The following is a 16762-nucleotide window of genomic DNA, read 5'->3' as shown; positions in this document are numbered from 1 at the left end:
ATGGCAGGCACCGACCCCAAGGCCGAGAAGGCGGAGAACTCCGCGAACGTCGCTGTGGACGAGGTCGAGGAAGCCGGCGAGCGGACCTCGACCGGTGACATTCGCAAGAGCGGCAAGGAAAGCCTCGTCCACCGGCTCTACAGCGGCACCGGCGCGTTCGACATCGTCGGCAAGCGCAAGCGGTTCTACATCATCTTCTCGGTGCTGGTGCTGGTCTGCATCGGCTCGATGATCTTCCGCGGCTTCAACCTGGGCATCGAGTTCGCCGGCGGCACCCGGCTGCAGATGCCGGTGGCCAGCACGTCCGGCGCGCCCATCACCACCGACCGGGTCACCGACGTCTTCAAGTCCACGCTGCACAAGGAACCGTCCTCGGTGCAGTCGGTGGGTGCGGGCAAGAACGCCTCCATCCAGGTCCGCTCGGAGGCGCTCACCACGGCCGAGGTCGCCGAGCTCAAGAAGGCGTTCGTGGCCGAGCTCAAGCCGCAGCCCGCGGCCGGTCAGCCGGCCGCGCAGGCGGTCAGCGACAGCGCGGTCAGCGGCTCGTGGGGTGGGGAGATCTCGCAGAAGGCGTTGATCGCCCTCGCCGTCTTCCTCGTGCTGGTGACGATCTTCCTGGCGTTCTACTTCGAGAAGTGGATGGCGGTCGCGGCGCTGATCGCGCTCATCCACGACGTCGTGGTCACGGCGGGCGTCTACTCGCTCGTCGGCTTCGAGGTCACCCCGGCGACGGTGATCGGCCTGCTGACCATCCTCGGCTTCTCCCTCTACGACACCGTCGTGGTGTTCGACAAGATCAAGGAGAACGCGCGTGGCCTGCTCGGCCTGACCAGGCGCACCTACGCCGAAACGGCGAACCTGGCGCTGAACCAGACGCTGATGCGCTCGATCAACACCTCGCTCATCGGCCTGTTGCCGGTGATCGGCCTGCTGATCGTCGGCGTCGGTCTGCTCGGTGTCGGCACGCTCGCCGACCTGGCCCTGGTGCAGTTGGTCGGCATGCTGGCCGGCGCGCTCTCGTCGATCTTCCTGGCGACGCCGTTGCTGGTCGACATGAAGATGCGTGACCCGCGCTTCAAGCAGCAGGCCACGCGCGTGCTGCAGCGGCGCAAGGAGCAGGCCGCCAAGGCCGCGGCCCGCCACGCCGCGGGTCGCGCCGAAGCCGGCGAGATCGAGCCCACCGACGAGGAGTCGATCGACAACGAGGTGCGCAAGGAGCGGGCCTACGCGGCGGCGTCCAGCGTGCCGAGCCGCACGCCGAAGGCGACGGACGTCCGTCGCACCCAAGGCGGCCGGCCCAGCGGCAAGCCGACGGGCAAGAAGCGCCGGTGAGTCAGCTCGAGCATGCGCTCGGGCTGATCGCCGAGGTCCCGGACTTCCCCCAGCCCGGGGTGTTGTTCCGGGACCTCAGCCCGCTGTTCGCCGACGCCAAGGCGTTCCGGGTGGTTGTCGACGCGCTCGCCGAGACGATCCCCGCGGACACCGACGTGCTGGCGGCGGTCGAGGCGCGTGGCTTCCTGCTCGGCGGCGGGATCGCCGCCGCTCACGACTTCGGGCTGGTGCCGGTGCGCAAGCCGGGCAAGCTGCCCACCGTGGCCGACGAGGTCTCCTACGACCTGGAGTACGGCTCGGCGACCCTGCAACTGCCGGCCGGGACGATCCGCGCCGGGCAGCGGGTCGCGGTGATCGACGACGTGCTGGCCACCGGTGGCACGGCCGCCGCGACCTGCGAACTGGTCGAGCGCGCGGGGGCGGAGGTCACCGTCGTGTCGGTGGTCGTGGACCTGGCCGCGCTGGGCGGTCGGGAGCGACTCGCCGGGCGGTCGGTGCGGACGCTGCTCAGCGTCTGAATCCGCAGGTCCGCCGACCCGTGGAACGTTGGGCTGGGGCAACGGCGTTATCCTCGGTGTCCGGGCCACGGCCGTGGTTCGGAGGGTTATGCGTCACCAGGTGGCGCCAACCTGCCGGGAGCGTGTGCCCTGAGTCACGACGTCGAGTCCGGTCCGGTCGATCAGACCCCGGCCCGCCAGCCGCCCGCGACGCGGCGTGTGCGGGCCCGTCTTGCCCGGCGGATCACCGCGCAGCGGCCCGCGCCGGTCAAGCAGGTGCTCGAGCCGCTGGCCGCGGTGCACCGGGAACTGCACCCGAACGCCGACCTCGCGTTGTTGCAGCACGCCTACGACGTCGCCGAGGAGGCGCACCGCAACCAGCGGCGCAAGTCCGGTGACCCGTACATCACGCACCCGCTGGCCGTCGCCACGATCCTCGCCGAGCTCGGCATGGACACCACCACGCTGGTCGCGGCGCTGCTGCACGACACCGTGGAGGACACCGACTACGGCCTGGACAACCTGCGCGGCGACTTCGGTGACGAGGTCGCGCACCTGGTCGACGGCGTCACCAAGCTGGACAAGGTGCAGCTGGGCGCGGCCGCCGAGGCCGAGACCATCCGCAAGATGGTGATCGCCATGGCCCGCGACCCGCGGGTGCTGGTGATCAAGCTGGCCGACCGGCTGCACAACATGCGCACCATGCGGTTCCTGCCGCCGGAGAAGCAGGCGAAGAAGGCCCGCGAGACGCTGGAAGTCCTCGCGCCCCTCGCCCACCGCCTCGGCATGGCGACGGTGAAGTGGGAGCTGGAGGACCTGGCGTTCGCGATCCTGCAGCCGAAGAAGTACGACGAGATCGTGCGGCTGGTCGCCAACCGCGCGCCCTCGCGCGACACCTACCTCAAGCGCGTCGTCGAGGAGCTGACCAGCCAGCTGGAGTCCTCGCGGATCACCGCGAAGGTCGAGGGCCGGCCCAAGCACTACTACTCGATCAACCAGAAGATGATCGTCCGGGGCCGCGACTTCGACGACATCCACGACCTGGTCGGCGTGCGCATCCTGGTCGACGACGTGCGTGACTGCTACGCGGCGATGGGCGTGGTGCACGCGTTGTGGCAGCCGATGCCCGGGCGGTTCAAGGACTACATCGCGCAGCCGCGCTTCGGCGTCTACCAGTCGCTGCACACCACCGTGATCGGCCCGGACGGCAAGCCGCTCGAGGTGCAGATCCGCACGCACGAGATGCACCGCACCGCCGAGTACGGCATCGCGGCGCACTGGCGGTACAAGGAGACCAGGGGTTCGCACAACGGCCGCAGCGTCGAGATCGACGAGATGGCCTGGATGCGCCAGCTGCTGGACTGGCAGCGTGAGGCCGCCGACCCCGGCGAGTTCCTCGAAGCCCTGCGCTACGACCTCGCCACCCGCGAGATCTTCGTGTTCACACCCAAGGGCGAGGTCATCACGCTGCCCACCGGTTCGACGCCGGTGGACTTCGCCTACGCCGTGCACACCGAGGTCGGCCACCGGTGCATCGGCGCGCGGGTCAACGGCCGGCTCGTCGCGCTCGAACGCAAGCTGGAGAACGGTGAGGTCGTCGAGATCTTCACCTCGAAGGCCGAAGGCGCCGGGCCCAGCCGGGACTGGCTGACCTTCGCCGCGTCGCCGCGGGCGCGGGCCAAGATCCGGCAGTGGTTCGCCAAGGAGCGCAAGGAAGAGGCGATCGAGGCGGGCAAGGACGCCATCGCCAAGGAGGTGCGCCGGGTCGGGCTGCCCATGCAGCGCCTGGTGTCGGCGGACTCGATCACGGCACTGGCCCGCGAGCTGCGCTACGGCGACATCAGCGGGCTGTACGCGGCGGTGGGGGAGAACCACCTGTCGGCACGGCACGTGGTGCAGCGCCTCGTCGCCCTGCTCGGCGGGGTCGACCACGCCGAGGAGGAGCTGGCCGAGCGCGCCACGCCGTCGACGATCACCCGGCGCCGCGCGTCCGGCGACGCGGGCGTGATCGTCAAGGGCGCCAGCGATGTGTGGGTGAAGCTCGCGCGGTGCTGCACGCCCGTGCCCGGCGACGAGATCCTGGGTTTCGTCACCCGCGGCGGTGGCGTCTCGGTGCACCGGACCGACTGCACCAACGCCAAGGACCTGCTGGCCAAGGACGACCGGCTGCTGGACGTGGAGTGGGCGCCGTCGGAGACATCGGTCTTCCTCGTCGCCATCCAGGTCGAGGCCCTGGACCGGCACCGGCTGCTGTCCGACGTCACCAAGGTCCTGGCCGACGAGCGGGTGAACATCCTGTCCGCGTCGGTGACCACCTCGCGCGACCGGGTCGCGGTGAGCCGGTTCTCGTTCGAGATGGGCGACCCGAAGCACCTGGGCCACGTGCTCAAGGCGGTGCGCAGCGTCGAAGGCGTCTACGACGTGTACCGGGTGACGTCAGCTTCCTGAGGCACGTCCGATTCGTTCAATCGCCGGGTGCCGTGGCGCGGCTAGGTTTCCGGCCATGATGCTGGACGATGCCGAACGGTTCATCACGCTCAACGGCCGGGTGCTGGAGCGCCGCCGGTTCGCCTTCCTGTTCCGGGACGGGCCGGCCGCGCCGGTGCTCGCCGCGCTCGACGCCTATCGCAACGACGACGGCGGCTACGGGCACGCGCTCGAGCCCGACGGGCGCGGGCCGGGCAGCCAGCCGGTGCACGTGCTGAGCGCGCTGGACGTGCTCACCGAACTCGACGCCGTCGGGGAGCACGCGAAGGGGATCTGCGACTACCTCGCCTCGATCACCGGCCCGGACGGTGGCGCGCCGTTCGTGCACCCGAACATCCGCGAGCACCCGCGGGCGCCGTGGTGGGAGGTCACCGAGGACGGGTCGGGCAGCCTGCTGCCGACCGCGGCGATCGCGGGGCACCTGCACCGCGCGGGCGTCACGCACCCGTGGCTGGACGGCGCGGATTCCTTTTGCTGGCAACGCATCGAGCACCTCACCGGCACCCACGCCTACGAGGCCTCGGCCTGCGCACGGTTCCTCGACCACGTGCCCGACCGGCCGCGGGCGCAGGCGGCGGCCAAGCGGCTCGGTGCCCTGGTCCGCGAGCAGGACCTGATCGCGTTCGCCGGGGACGTCCGGGAAGGGGAGGCGCACAAGCCGCACGTCTACGCGCCGTCGCCTGACAGCGTGGCGGCCGCCTGGTTCAGCGAAGCGGAGCTGCAAGCGAGCCTCGACGAACTGGCCGCCGAGCAGCGAGAGGACGGTGGCTGGCCGATCCACTTCCTGGTGTGGACGCCGGTCACCGAGTTCGAGTGGCGGCCGATCGCGACCATCGGTGCCCTGCAGACGTTGCGGGCCTACAGGAGCTGACCCATCGGCACCCCGGCCAGGGCCCGGACGTCGCGGGCCAGGTGGGCCTGGTCGCTGTAGCCGGTCACCGCGGCCACGTCGGCGAGGCGATTACCCTTGCGTGCCAAGCGAAGTGCGCGCTGGAACCGCAACACCTTCTGCACGGTCTTGGGTCCGTAACCGAACGCGATCCCGCACCGGCGGTGGACCTGGCGCTCGCTCATCGCGAGCCGCTCGGCCATCGCCGACACCGGCCCGCCACCCAGGACCGCGCGCACGACGGGGTCCGGCTCGGTGTCGGTGGTCAGGGCCTGGGCGAGCACGACCTGCTGCGCGGTGGTGCCGCGGGCGTCGGCCAGGTGCTCGGCGAGGCGGCGCACCCGGGCCGCGGGCCAGAGGTCGAGCAGGTCGACCCGCCCGTCACGCAACTCGTCGGCGGCGACGCCCAGCCCGCGCGCCACCGAGCCCGGCGCCAGCCGCGCGCCGACGAGCTGCCCGGGCCTGGTGACGGACATGTGCGCCCGCGTGTCCGGCCCGGCCACCCACAGCCGCTCCCCGTCGAAGATCAGATCGGCGCACGCGTCGGGCACGATCCGGAACTCGGCGGGCTCGGCCACGTCCCGGGACCACACGCAGGTCACCGGCCCACCGCCGGGCGTCGCGTGTTCCGAGTAGCCCATACCCCGAGTCTGACACGGCCCCCTGACACAAACGGGATGAGCTGCGGCCGGGTCTTTGCGATCATGGCTCGCATGACGCAGGCACGGAACCACACCGAGCACGGCGACCGGGAGGTGGCGGTCGCCGGCGAGGTCCTGCGCACCGAGGTCGGCTCGGGCGTGCACGGCATCGCGATCAAGGGCACCGACGACCACGACGAGATGGGCATCTACGTCGAACCGGCCGCTCGGGTGCTGGGATTCGGCCCGCGCACGGACCACTACATCTACCGCACGCAGCCCGAGGGCGCGCGCTCCGGACCGGGCGACGTCGACCTCGTCATGTACTCGCTGCGCAAGTACCTCCGCCTTGCCACCAAAGGAAACCCGACCGTTCTCCTACCGCTCTACGCGCCGCCGGAGTCGGTGATGGCGACGACCGCGCTCGGCGACGAACTGCGTGCGATGCGCCGCGAACTGCTCTCACAGCAGGCCGTGCACCGGTTCCTCGGGTTCCTGCACTCGCAGCGCAAACGGTTGCTGGGCCAGGAAAAGCGCAACGTGCCGAACCGGCCCGAGCTGATCGCGCGCTACGGCTACGACGTCAAGTACGCCTCGCACGCGCTGCGCCTCGCCTACCAAGGCCTGGAGATCGCGCGGGACGCGCGGCTGACCCTGCCGATGCCCGAGCACGAGCGGGAGCGCGTGCTGCGGGTCAAGCGCGGCGATGTGCGCGACATGCACGAGGCCTTGGCGGAGATCGACGGCGTCGCCGCGCAGGTCGAGCAGTTGCTCGCCGACGGACGCACGCCGTTGCCGGAGCGCCCGGACCTCGACGCGATCACGGCTTGGGCCACCGACGCCCACCGCAGGCACTGGGGCTGGCGCTAGTTGATCGTCAGTTGATCGTTGTCGAGGCGATGGTGACCGGCATGACGGGTGGGCCGTCGCCGGGGCCGTTGGTGGGGTTGACCCCGCTCTTCGCCACGGTGTCGATCACCTGCAGGCTCGCCTCGTCGACCGAGCCGAAGATCGTGTAGGTGGGCTGCAACGCGCTGCTGTCGCCGTAGATGATGAAGAACTGGCTGCCGTTGGTGTTCGGCCCGGCGTTGGCCATGGCGACGATGCCCCGGCCGTAGGTCATGCCGTCGAACAGCTCGTCGTCGAACGAGTAGCCCGGGCCGCCGGTGCCCTGGCCGGTCGGGTCACCGCACTGCAGCACCTGCAACGTGTCGACCGTCGTCATGCGGTGGCACGTGGTGTTGTCGAAGTAGCCCTGCCGCGCCAGGCTGAGGAAGTTGTTCACGGTGCACGGTGCGAGCGCGCGATTCAGCTTGATGCTGATCTGCCCGACCCCGGTGATCAGGGCGACGGTCTGCGTGCCGGTCGACGAGGCCTGCCCACCGGGCTTGGCGACCACCTTCGCGGGCGACCCACCGGTGTCGGTCACGTAGTCGCACTTCACGGTCGCGGGCAGCGGCGTCGGGCGCGTCGGTTCGGTCGCGCGGGTCGAGGGGATGGAGCTGGGGAAGTCCGCCGACGCCGGCTGCGAGGTGTCCGGCGAGACCGGGGGCGTGGTGACGGAGACCGACGGCGCGGTCGTCGTCGGCGGCGCCGCGATGGCCTTGGCGGCACCGGTCGTCTTCTCCGTGCAGCCCGCCGCCAGCAACGCGGCGCACACCAGCGCCGCGGTCACCCTCGTGCGCACGTCAGTTCGCCACGGTGACGCCGGTGATGTTCACCGGGGTCACCGGTGCACCGTCACCAGGTCCGTTGGTCGGGTTGACGCCGGCCTTGGCCACGTCGTCGATGCGCTGGATGCTCGCCTGGTCGATCGTGCCGAACACGGTGTAGTTGGGCTTCAACCCGGAGCCGTCGCCGTAGACGATGAAGAACTGGCTGCCGTTGGTGTTCGGGCCGGAGTTCGCCATGGCGAGGATGCCGGGACCGTACTTCAACTGCTTGAACGTCTCGTCCTTGAACGAGTAGCCCGGGCCGCCGGTGCCCTGACCGGTCGGGTCACCGCACTGCAGCACCTGCAGGCCGGCACCGGTGGTCATCCGGTGGCACGGCGTGTTGTCGAAGTAGCCCTGCTTGGCCAGGCTGAGGAAGCTGTTGACCGCGCACGGCGCGAGCGCGCGGTTCAGCGTCATCTTGATGTCGCCGATCGTGGTGGCCATGGTGGCGCTGGTCTTGCCGGTGGCGGAGACGTTCTTGCCGTTCGGCGCGGTGGCGGGCTTGGCCGCGCCGGCGCCCTGGTCCTGCTTGTACTCGCAGGACACGGTCGCGGGCAGCGGGCTGGGCCGCTTGGGTTCCGCGGCGAGCTTGGTCGGGATGGTCGCCGGCTTGTCCGGCTGCGGGGCCGCGGAGCTCGACGGCGGGGTGCTCGCGGGGGCCGCGGTGTCGTCGCCGCTGGAGAGGTTCACCAGCAGGTAGATGCCGCCCACCACGACGATGACGCCGGCGACGGTGATGATCACCCCGAGGTTGCGGCGCTTGCGTGCGCGCTCGGCCCGGTTGACGAGCTGGCGCTCGAGCTTGCGCTTTGCCGCAGCACGCCGCTGCTGGTTGGTCGGCACCTGCACCCTCCCCGGGCCTGACGAAGTGCGTGATCCGCTAGTTGGCGCGTAAGTCTATGGGGAACGTAGGTAAGGTCCGTGTGGCGGCTAGGCTTGCGGGTGATTCGCGCCGTTCGCCGCAGTGTCCGGAGGTCCGTTCCGTGCTCGTCGCCGGGTTCCCGACCGGGGCTCTCCAAGCCAACTGCTATCTGCTCGCGGCGGGTGAAGGCGAGCCGTGCGTGATCGTCGACCCCGGTCAGGAAGCGGTCGAGCCGGTTGCCGAGGCGGTGCGCAAGTACCGGTTGTCGCCGGTGGCGGTCCTGTTGACGCACGGCCACTTCGACCACTCGTTCTCGGTGGCGCCGATCTGCGACGGCGACGACATCCCCGCGTGGATCCACCCGGACGACCGCGCGATGCTCTCCGACCCGCTGAAGGGCATGAGCGGCGGGTCGAGCGGGTTCTTCGGCGGCCGGATCAAGATGCGTGAGCCGCACGAGGTGCGCGAGCTGTCCGACGGCGCGGAGCTGGACCTGGCCGGGCTGAAGCTGACCGTCGACCACGCGCCCGGGCACACCGAGGGCTCGGTGCTCTTCCGGCACGCCACCGAGGACGGCGGGTTGCTGGTGCTTGCGGGCGACGTGCTCTTCGCCGGCTCGATCGGCCGCACGGACCTGCCCGGCGGCAACACCGAGAAGATGTGGGAATCGTTGCGCACCAAGGTGTTGCCGCTCGACGACGAGACGGTCGTGCTGCCCGGGCACGGGCCGACGACGACCATCGGCCGCGAACGCGCCACCAACCCGTACCTCTCCGGGCTCGCCGACCCGGCCGCGCGCCGGCCGGGGCTGTGATCGCGTGAGTGACGAGGACGTCCGCAAGGAAGACCAGGGGCCGCTGTCGCTGAACCTGGCCGAGAACTCCAAGCGCCGCGGCTGTGCGTGGCTGGTCATCCCCGTGTTGCTCGGCGCGGCGATCGGCGGTGTCGTCGGTTTGATCGGCGGGCGCGTGCCCGGCCTGATCAGCGCGGGCGTGGTCGTCGTGGTGATGGCGGCGTTCAGCTACGGGATCGCGCGGCGCTCGGTCTGGCTCGAAGGCAGCCACGTCGTCGCGCGCACGTTCGGCCGCAAACGGGTGGACCTGCACCGCGCCGAGCAGATCGAGCTGTTGATCACCGACGTCCGTGGCATGCGGACGGTCGGGCTGCTGATCACGGGGCCGCCCAAGGGGAAGACGGTCAACCTGTCGGTGGCGACGTACTCCGGCACCGGCTACCGCGAGCTCGGCATCCTGGTGCTGCGCCGCCTCGCCGACGTCCTGGCGGGCAGCGAGAACACCGCGGGTCTCGTCTACTCCCAGTTGCTCGTCGCTCAGTTGCGGTCGGAGGCCAAGGGCGAGGCGGCGGGCGACCGGCCGCTCTACCGGCTGGCGTCGGTGGCCCCGCCGGGCCGGATCGCGCAACGCCTGCGGCCCGACGCGGTCAGCCGCTTCGTCGCGACCCTCGACTGACTCACTGGCGTACGAGGATTTCCGCGAGCCTTTCCGGTGCACGCAGCGGCAGGTAGTGATCGGCCCCGGCGACGACCTCCAGGCGCGCGCCGGGGATGCCCTCGGCAAGCCTGCGGGCGATCACACCGATCTCCGGGTGGTCGTGGTCGCCGACGACGATCGTGGTCGGCACGTCGATCCGCCCGAGGTGCTCGACGGCATCTTCCGCCGCGACGCGGACGTGCCCCTTTTGCGCGGCCGCTCGCACCGCGGCGTTCTCAGTGACCATGGTCGCGATCGCCGAGTACCCCGGGGCGCGGTCGCCCAGCGAGGCCCACACCGCGAGTTCCAGTTCGGCCAGGCGGTCGGCGTTGTTGCCTTGGTTCGCGGCCGTGTAGGCGTCCAACTCCGGAGCCGGCGGCCACTCGTGGCCGCTCGCCGAGGCCGCGACCAGCGTCAGCGAGCGCACCCGTTCGGGGTGCTCCAGCGTGAAGTCGAGGGCGACCTCGCCGCCCATGCTCAACCCGACCAGCGCGGCGCGGTCGATGCCGAAGTGGTCGAGGACCGCGAGCAGGTCGTCCTCGTAGCGGAACGGGGCGGTCGGCGGCGTCGAGCGGCCCAGGCCGCGCGCGTCGTACCGGATCGCGGTGCGGTGCAGCGCGAGTTCGGCGAACACGCCGTCCCACAGACGGCTGTCCTGCACGGAGCCGTGCAGCAGGACCATTGGCGCTCCGTCGCCGAGCTTCTCCGCCCACAGGTGGCCCGCGCCGGAGACGGGGACGTGCTCGATCGTCATGCGGTCGATTCGATCACAGGTCAGCCGTTTCGCCGCGATGCTCGACTGGGTTGTCGCTTCCCGGAGGGTCTCTTCGCCGCCGGTTCCTGCACGGCCACCAGCGCGGCGAGCGCCGTCGTCACCGGCACGGCCGCGATCAGCCCGATGCTGCCGACCAGCGCGCGCACTATTTCCTGCGCGATCGACTGCGAGGTCAGGATCGTGCCGATGCCGACCCCGGAGATCGACGAGTAGAGCAGCACCGGCAGCGCCGCTCCCGTGTACGCCATGACCAGCGTGTTCACCGCCGACGACATGTGGTCGCGGCCGATGCGCTGACCCGACGCGTAGAGCTCGCGCCAGCCGAGCGCCGGGTTGGCCCGCCGTAGCTCCCACACCGCGCTGGTCTGCGTCACAGTCACGTCGTCGAGCACGCCCAGCGCGCCGATGACGACGCCGGCCAGCAGCAGCCCGCGCGTGTCGATGGGGTGGCCGAGCCCGGCTACCAGGTACGACGTGTCCTCGTCCAGCCCGGTCAGCCGCGACACCGCGGAGAACAACGCGCCGAGCAACCCCGTCAGCGCGAGGCTCACCAGGGTCCCCAGGACCGCCGTCGACGTGCGCGCGGTCAGCCCGTGGGTCAGGTACAGCACCGCGAACATGATCACCCCGGCGCCGACGACGCCGACCAGCAACGGGTTCTCCCCGGCGATGATCGCCGGCAGCACGAACAGCAGCAGCACCACGAAGCTCAGCACCAGGGCGCCGAGCGCCGCGAGGCCCTGCCACCGCCCGAGCAGCAACACGGCGACCGCGAAGAGCACCGCGAGCAGCACGAGTGGCGTGGTGCGCTGGAAGTCCACCAGCCGGTACGAAGTCCCCGCCAGCGGATCGCTGCCCGCATAGGACAAGACCACCGGGTCGCCGACCGCGAACCGCGGCGTCGTCGGCTCGTTCGGCGAGAGGATCCGCACGTCGCTGCCCTTGGCCGGGCCGTCGGACATCCGCACGGACACCGCGATGCAGTCGGCCGGGCCCTGCGCCTGCGTCGAGCACGGCGCTGCCGCGGTCGCCGTGACATCGCCGCGCACCGGCGTCTGCTGCCCACCTGGCGGCGCGATCTCCGTCGAGTGCCACGGGTACAGCAGGAACAGCGCGACCACGGCCGCCACGGCGAGCGGCGCGAGCAAGATGGTCAGCAGCCTGCGCACGCGGCGCGACGCCGGTGGCACCGGTCCATGCCCATGCCCATGACCGTGCCCATGTCTGTGCCCGGTCTCGGTGATGCGGGGGATCGGCCGGGTCACGTCGTCGTGCACGCGCCCATGGTGGCCGGTCGGGGTAGCGGTGCTCGGAGCAGGGCCGGGGTCAGCTTCTCGTCAGCCCTCCCGCCGAGACACTTTTCCACAGCCACCCGGTTGTCCATGCAAGACCCCAGGGGTGACACATTTTGTTTGCCCAGGTCAGACCGGGTGTGATTGCTGACACCCATCCTACCGGCCGTGTCGGTACACCTCCCTTCGTTGCCGTTGAGCACGGGGTGAGCGGGGGTCAGCGCCGCCTCTGGCCTAGACAAGCACGGCCAGCGGTCAGCTACTGGACACGCGCACAGAAACCATTCACCCTTCTGTGCGTAAAATTCATTCTTTTTTAGTCGCTTTTCTAGACGTCTTGCGTCTCATTCTTTTCGCCGACTTACGTGCCGAACGACACCCATGTAAGTAGCCCGGCAACGGCGTTGACGTGGGCAAACACGCGACTAGGGTTGGACAGGGCTAGTTGCGCAGCGGGGTATTCCCGCCGAAAGTTCGTCGGCATGAGGAACGAGCCCGGACACCGCTGGCATGGCTCGGCGGTGAGCATCAACGGCCCGGCTCTGCGGCACATCCGCATCTTGACCGGCCTCAACGCGTCGCAGCTGGCGACCGAGGTCGAGGTCACCCCGGACTACATCCGCAAGATCGAGAACGGTCTGGCCCGTCAGGTCGGCCCGGCACTGTTCGCGCGCATCGCGACGGCGCTGCGCATCGATGACCGCCGGGTCCTGCTCTCCGATCCGTGGAACGAGTCCGACGTGGCGTGACGACCATCCACCCCAAAAGCGGGGCCGCCCGCGCGGGCTAGGCGCGAACGGCCCCTGTGCTCACGAACTTGGGAGTCCGCATGAGCGCACAACATCGTATCCCGCTGCCCTGCGCAGGCTCGGTGTGCGCAGCAGCGTTGATCATCCGCCGCGAGACTGGGCGCTGGCCGGAGGAGCTGGCAGCTACGCGGCACGACGGAACGCAGCAGATGCGCGAGGTCAGGTCGTGACCCACGCACTGGCACCCGCGGCGGCCACGCTCGCCGATCTGCTCACGGCCTCCACCCCTCGGCCGCCGGATGCGGTCCGGGCGAACGTGGGGTCGCACGACATCTTCATCCAGGCCCGCAACGGCAACGCGCACGACGTCGTGGCCTGGGCGCGGCTGCTCAAGGCCGACGTGCGGCTGGTCGTTCAGCAGTCGCTGGTTCGGCTGTCCACAGCGACGCAGGTGGACAAGGTGCACATCGAGGTGTGGACGCATCTGCCACTGCCGGTGGCGTTGCAGGTGTTCGCCCGGTGGGGTCAGACGCCCCAGCTTGGTGAGCCTGTCGACTTCACGGGCCACGACCTGGACCACCTCGTTGCAGTCGCGGGGGCAGTCGCGTGATCGCCGGCCTGCTGATTACTGCGCTGTTCGTCGCCCTGCTGGTGATTGCGTGGCGCGCTGGCGTCGACGTCGGGGACGACCAGGTCGACGGGGTCGATCGGCCGGGCAACGACGAGCAGTGGGCTGACCTCGCGGACGCGATGCGGCGCTACCGGCGTCACAAGGCCCGTGGACGGCTGCGTGGTGATCATCGTGTCCTCTGAGTTCACGCCACCGGTCCGGCGGGTCAACTCAGGCCGGGGACATCGCTACGAGGACGCCCACGGCCGCAAAGTCCCTGGCGTCACGACGGTGATTTCCAGCGGCGTCCCGAAGCCCGCGTTGATCAACTGGGCGGCCAGGGTGACAGCGGCCTACGCCGTCGACTACTGGGACGAGCTGGCCGAGCTGCCGGTCTCCGAACGGCTCACCCGGCTGGAGAAGGCCCGGTTCGGCGAGCGGGACGAGGCGGCCCGGCGTGGCACCCAGGTGCACAGCCTGGCCGAGCGCCTGGTCCACGGCGAGGAGGTCGACGTCCCCGAGGCGCTGGCCGGCCACGTCCGCGCGTACGTCGACTTCCTGGACCAGTGGCGGGTGCAGCCGGTCCTCGCCGAATTCGTCGTGGCCTCCCACCGGCACGGCTACGCCGGAACCGCCGACCTGCTGGCGTACCTGGACGACCCGGACGAGCCCGGCCGCGCGGTGCCGTGGCTGCTAGACATCAAGACCAGCCAGGGTGTGTGGGGCGAGACCGCCCTCCAGCTCGCGGCCTACCGCTACGCCGATGTCTACCGCGCGGCCGACGGCACCGAGCTGCCCGTGCCCGAGGTCGAGCGGACCGGCGTGGTGCACGTGCTCGGCGACGGCTACCAGCTCGTCCCCGTCGTCGCCGGTCGTGCCCAGCACCGGACGTTCCTCTACGCCCAGCAGATCGCCGCGTTCGTGGACACCGCGAAGGAGTTGGTCGGCGAACCGCTGACGCCGCCCCGCACGCTGGAGGCCGCGTGATGACCGAGCACGACCGGACTTGCGAGGACGAGCAGTACCGGCAGCAGTTGGCGGACTGGGTGCTCGGCGTGCTGGAGCAGTTCGAGCCGTTCACCCCGGCCCAGCGCGACCGGCTCGCCGCTCTGCTCACCGTGCCCGACGCTGCCGCCGCCGCGGACGACGAGGCCGAGGCGGCATGAGCGAGATCGAGCGGTACAACCCGCGCACCGAGATCACCGTCCAGCCGTGGACTCGTGGAAGGACGTGTTCCGGCCGATCGTCGCGCTGGCCGAGCACGTGGCCAACACCGACTTCGTGCCCCGTGGCGTGCGCGGCAACCCGGCGGCCACGGCAGCGGCGATGCTCTACGGCCGCGAGCTGGGTATGGGGCCGATGAAGTCGTTGCAGGGCGTCTACGTCATCGACGGGACACCCACGTTGAAGCCCCAGGAGATGCGGGCGATGGTCCTGGCGGCCGGGCACTCCCTGCGGTGGGGCGAACGCACCAAGGCCCGGTGCGTGCTGTCCGGACGGCGCAGGGACGAGACCGAGTGGACCACCGTCGAGTGGTCGATGCAGGACGCCCGCGACTTGAACCTGGCGCAGAAGCCGAACTGGCGCAGGATGCCCAGGCAGATGCTCGTGGCCAGGGCCACGGGCGAGCTGTGCAGGCTGATCTTCCCCGACGTCATCGGCGGCGCCTACACGCCGGAGGAGATCACCGACGGCGGGGGCGAACTGGAACAGGCCGGAACGTCCGTGCCGGAGCCGGCCAAGCCTTCGGCACGCGCCAAGCGCCGCACACCGGTCCAGCCCAGCGCCCAGCCCCATCCCGCCGAACACGGCGCCGAACCTGCCGACGAGCGCACCCACGAACGCACCGATGAGCGCACCGATGAGCGCACCGATGAGCCACCGCTGCCCGACGAGATCACCGACGCCGAGGTGGTCGAGGACCAGCCTGCTCCGACCACCGACAGCCCGCCGGGTGCCGACGCGCGCAAGGCGACACCGGATCAGCTTCGCAAGCTGCACGCCATCTTCACCACCCACGAGATCACCGACCGCGAGCAGAAGCTGCGCATCGCCCGCGTGCTCACCAGCCGCGCCGACCTGAACTCCTCCACGGAGCTGACGGTCAACCAGGCCAACACGCTGATCGACGCCCTGACCCAGATCCAGGCCCAGGCCACAGACGGCCAGTTCATGGACACGCTGGAGCTGCTGATGACCGAGCTGGGCGCCCAGGTGATCGCCGACAACTACGAGGAGGACACCTGATGAGCGTCCGCATGTCCGGCGCCATGCCCGAAGGCGAACGCAACGGCCTGGCCGCGATCGCCCACGCCCTGGTCGACGCCCCAGACAAGGTCCGGGTCGCGGTCGTGCTGATCGACGCGGTCAAGCTGACCACCAACGTCACCAGCGGCGACGTAGTCCCGACCGTCCGGGTCCGCGCGATCGAACCGATCACCGCGCACGAGACCGACGCGAACGAGCTGCGCAGGTTGATGCGCCGTGCCTACGAACGCCGCACCGGACAGGTCGAGCTGCCGTTGGAGATCGAACGCGAGCTGGACAGTCTCACCCTCGCTGACCGCACCGCGACCGGTTCACCCGACGGCGGCAACGGCGCCGATGGCGGGACGGAGTGGTGATGGCGCGGCAGGTCAACGGGCAGGAGGTCATCGCCGACGAGCCCACACCCGCGCCGATCTCTCATGACGGGCGTCCCGTGGTGTGGCAGCAGACCCGGACACTGCTGCTGGCCGATGGGTCCACTGTGTACGGCTGCGCGCACTGCACCTACACCTCGCCCAACGTCCGGTCCATCCGCCCGCATCTGAGCAAGCACAAGCGCACCCGTGCCACGACGAGCAGTGATCCGGTGGCGGCGCTGGTCAAGCAGCTCGGCCAGGTGGAGGAGATCACCAAGGATCGCGACCGCTGGAAGATCCGGGCGCTCAAGGCCGAGAAGTCGCTGAAGACCTTGCGGGACGCGCTCGGGGTGTCCTCGTGACCGCCCGGTCGCTGCCCACGGTGGCATCTCTTCGTCGTTCCAAGCACGAGTCCGCGATCCTCGCCGCGATCGGGGAAGGCGCCAACGCCGACGAGCTGCTGCGCTCGCCGCGCTGGACGGTCAACGACGTCGCCCAGACCATGCAGCGCCACAGCCTGGTCGCCGACGAGCACGGCCGGATCAGCCGCAAGCGCACCGTGGACGACCTGCTGCGCCTGGCCGCGACGTCCACCTCCCCGTACGTGCGGGCCAAGGCCCAGGAAGCCGCGGAGCAGATGCGCGAGCTGGACCACGCGCTCACCGGCCGGCTCACGGCTGCCGAGCGAGCCCGCGATCAGGCGGCCACCCAGGCGTGGGCCGACTGGTTGCGGGGCGCGCTGACCGAGGCGAAGGCCGAGCTGCGGCGGCTGCGCCCACGGCAGCAGAAGGGGGCATGA

21 protein-coding genes are annotated in these 16762 nt (G+C 70.5%); 16 read left to right on the top strand and 5 right to left on the bottom strand.

Features of this window, described 5'->3' with window-relative positions:
• From secF to EV186_RS15440, 4 genes are all read left to right on the top strand, one after another.
• Positions 1-1332 carry a protein translocase subunit SecF gene (secF, locus tag EV186_RS15455; protein ID WP_133849903.1) on the top strand — a complete coding sequence of 444 codons (1332 nt, stop codon included), beginning with the start codon at positions 1-3 and terminating at the stop codon, positions 1330-1332.
• Positions 1329-1850 (top strand): adenine phosphoribosyltransferase, encoded by a 522-nt coding sequence (locus EV186_RS15450; RefSeq protein WP_243754049.1) that lies wholly within the window; start codon positions 1329-1331, stop codon positions 1848-1850. The genes secF and EV186_RS15450 overlap by 4 nt, the downstream gene beginning before the upstream one ends.
• 129 nt (positions 1851-1979) lie before the next feature.
• Positions 1980-4277, top strand: a complete 2298-nt coding sequence (locus tag EV186_RS15445) for a RelA/SpoT family protein (RefSeq protein ID WP_133849902.1) — start codon at positions 1980-1982, stop codon at positions 4275-4277.
• Positions 4278-4332: 55 nt separating this feature from the next.
• Entirely contained in the window at positions 4333-5187 is an 855-nt protein-coding gene (locus EV186_RS15440; protein ID WP_243754048.1) for a hypothetical protein, read from the top strand.
• Here the strand turns inward: EV186_RS15440 and EV186_RS15435 are convergent.
• A complete protein-coding gene (locus EV186_RS15435) occupies positions 5175-5846 on the bottom strand; it encodes a helix-turn-helix transcriptional regulator (protein WP_133849901.1) in 672 nt (223 codons plus the stop codon). The genes EV186_RS15440 and EV186_RS15435 overlap by 13 nt on opposite strands.
• A 72-nt stretch (positions 5847-5918) precedes the next feature.
• On the opposite strand from EV186_RS15435, the gene EV186_RS15430 reads away from it, so the two are divergent.
• Entirely contained in the window at positions 5919-6716 is a 798-nt protein-coding gene (locus EV186_RS15430; RefSeq protein WP_133849900.1) for a nucleotidyltransferase domain-containing protein, read from the top strand.
• Between the two features lie 7 nt (positions 6717-6723).
• On the opposite strand, the gene EV186_RS40490 is transcribed toward EV186_RS15430, so the two are convergent.
• Positions 6724-7533, bottom strand: a complete 810-nt coding sequence (locus EV186_RS40490) for a peptidylprolyl isomerase (RefSeq protein ID WP_133849899.1) — start codon at positions 7531-7533, stop codon at positions 6724-6726.
• Between the two features lies 1 nt (position 7534).
• Positions 7535-8404, bottom strand: coding sequence for a peptidylprolyl isomerase (locus EV186_RS40485; RefSeq protein WP_133849898.1), 870 nt, complete (start codon positions 8402-8404; stop codon positions 7535-7537).
• Positions 8405-8544: 140 nt separating this feature from the next.
• Between EV186_RS40485 and EV186_RS15415 the strand changes: the two genes are divergently transcribed.
• Together EV186_RS15415 and EV186_RS15410 are read left to right on the top strand one after the other, a co-directional pair.
• Entirely contained in the window at positions 8545-9237 is a 693-nt protein-coding gene (locus EV186_RS15415; RefSeq protein WP_133849897.1) for an MBL fold metallo-hydrolase, read from the top strand.
• 4 nt (positions 9238-9241) lie between these two features.
• Positions 9242-9892 carry a hypothetical protein gene (locus tag EV186_RS15410; RefSeq protein ID WP_133849896.1) on the top strand — a complete coding sequence of 217 codons (651 nt, stop codon included), beginning with the start codon at positions 9242-9244 and terminating at the stop codon, positions 9890-9892.
• Between the two features lies 1 nt (position 9893).
• Here EV186_RS15410 and EV186_RS15405 read toward each other — a convergent pair whose 3' ends face one another.
• Together EV186_RS15405 and EV186_RS15400 are read right to left on the bottom strand one after the other, a co-directional pair.
• Complete coding sequence (locus EV186_RS15405; protein WP_133849895.1) at positions 9894-10667, bottom strand: alpha/beta fold hydrolase; 774 nt, start codon at positions 10665-10667, stop codon at positions 9894-9896.
• A gap of 20 nt (positions 10668-10687) precedes the next feature.
• A complete protein-coding gene (locus tag EV186_RS15400; protein WP_208115606.1) occupies positions 10688-11965 on the bottom strand; it encodes a YibE/F family protein in 1278 nt (425 codons plus the stop codon).
• 497 nt (positions 11966-12462) lie between these two features.
• On the opposite strand from EV186_RS15400, the gene EV186_RS15395 reads away from it, so the two are divergent.
• From EV186_RS15395 to EV186_RS15355, 9 genes are all read left to right on the top strand, one after another.
• Positions 12463-12729 carry a helix-turn-helix domain-containing protein gene (locus tag EV186_RS15395; protein ID WP_133849894.1) on the top strand — a complete coding sequence of 89 codons (267 nt, stop codon included), beginning with the start codon at positions 12463-12465 and terminating at the stop codon, positions 12727-12729.
• 226 nt (positions 12730-12955) lie between these two features.
• The gene (locus EV186_RS15390; protein WP_133849893.1) at positions 12956-13339 is read left to right on the top strand and encodes a hypothetical protein; all 384 of its coding nucleotides are present in this window, start codon (positions 12956-12958) and stop codon (positions 13337-13339) included.
• Entirely contained in the window at positions 13336-13542 is a 207-nt protein-coding gene (locus tag EV186_RS15385; protein WP_133849892.1) for a hypothetical protein, read from the top strand. The genes EV186_RS15390 and EV186_RS15385 overlap by 4 nt, the downstream gene beginning before the upstream one ends.
• Positions 13532-14326 carry a hypothetical protein gene (locus tag EV186_RS15380; RefSeq protein WP_133849891.1) on the top strand — a complete coding sequence of 265 codons (795 nt, stop codon included), beginning with the start codon at positions 13532-13534 and terminating at the stop codon, positions 14324-14326. Before EV186_RS15385 ends, EV186_RS15380 begins: the two co-directional genes overlap by 11 nt.
• The gene (locus tag EV186_RS15375; protein ID WP_133849890.1) at positions 14326-14505 is read left to right on the top strand and encodes a hypothetical protein; all 180 of its coding nucleotides are present in this window, start codon (positions 14326-14328) and stop codon (positions 14503-14505) included. Before EV186_RS15380 ends, EV186_RS15375 begins: the two co-directional genes overlap by 1 nt.
• Positions 14506-14551: 46 nt before the next feature.
• Positions 14552-15586, top strand: a complete 1035-nt coding sequence (locus EV186_RS15370; RefSeq protein ID WP_133849889.1) for a recombinase RecT — start codon at positions 14552-14554, stop codon at positions 15584-15586.
• Positions 15586-15963 (top strand): hypothetical protein, encoded by a 378-nt coding sequence (locus EV186_RS15365; RefSeq protein WP_133849888.1) that lies wholly within the window; start codon positions 15586-15588, stop codon positions 15961-15963. Before EV186_RS15370 ends, EV186_RS15365 begins: the two co-directional genes overlap by 1 nt.
• Positions 15963-16325: a hypothetical protein gene (locus EV186_RS15360; protein WP_133849887.1), complete on the top strand. Its 363-nt coding sequence runs from the start codon at positions 15963-15965 to the stop codon at positions 16323-16325. Before EV186_RS15365 ends, EV186_RS15360 begins: the two co-directional genes overlap by 1 nt.
• Positions 16322-16762 carry a hypothetical protein gene (locus EV186_RS15355; protein ID WP_133849886.1) on the top strand — a complete coding sequence of 147 codons (441 nt, stop codon included), beginning with the start codon at positions 16322-16324 and terminating at the stop codon, positions 16760-16762. Before EV186_RS15360 ends, EV186_RS15355 begins: the two co-directional genes overlap by 4 nt.

Origin of the sequence: Labedaea rhizosphaerae (genome assembly GCF_004362825.1) — a bacterium.
In the GTDB taxonomy this organism is placed as follows: domain Bacteria; phylum Actinomycetota; class Actinomycetes; order Mycobacteriales; family Pseudonocardiaceae; genus Labedaea; species Labedaea rhizosphaerae.
The sequence above is the reverse complement of the archived record's forward strand: the minus strand, read 5'-3'. Positions and strand labels throughout refer to the sequence as shown.

Bases quoted from the DNA above. Each gene is read 5' to 3' on its own strand.
- EV186_RS15430 (WP_133849900.1), top strand. From the start codon at position 5,919: ATGACGCAGGCACGGAACCACACCGAGCACGGCGACCGGGAGGTGGCG.
- EV186_RS15440 (WP_243754048.1), top strand. From the start codon at position 4,333: ATGATGCTGGACGATGCCGAACGGTTCATCACGCTCAACGGCCGGGTG.
- EV186_RS15360 (WP_133849887.1), top strand. From the start codon at position 15,963: ATGGCGCGGCAGGTCAACGGGCAGGAGGTCATCGCCGACGAGCCCACA.
- secF (WP_133849903.1), top strand. From the start codon at position 1: ATGGCAGGCACCGACCCCAAGGCCGAGAAGGCGGAGAACTCCGCGAAC.
- EV186_RS15365 (WP_133849888.1), top strand. From the start codon at position 15,586: ATGAGCGTCCGCATGTCCGGCGCCATGCCCGAAGGCGAACGCAACGGC.
- EV186_RS15405 (WP_133849895.1), bottom strand. From the start codon at position 10,667: ATGACGATCGAGCACGTCCCCGTCTCCGGCGCGGGCCACCTGTGGGCG.
- EV186_RS15395 (WP_133849894.1), top strand. From the start codon at position 12,463: ATGAGGAACGAGCCCGGACACCGCTGGCATGGCTCGGCGGTGAGCATC.
- EV186_RS15375 (WP_133849890.1), top strand. From the start codon at position 14,326: ATGACCGAGCACGACCGGACTTGCGAGGACGAGCAGTACCGGCAGCAG.
- EV186_RS15435 (WP_133849901.1), bottom strand. From the start codon at position 5,846: ATGGGCTACTCGGAACACGCGACGCCCGGCGGTGGGCCGGTGACCTGC.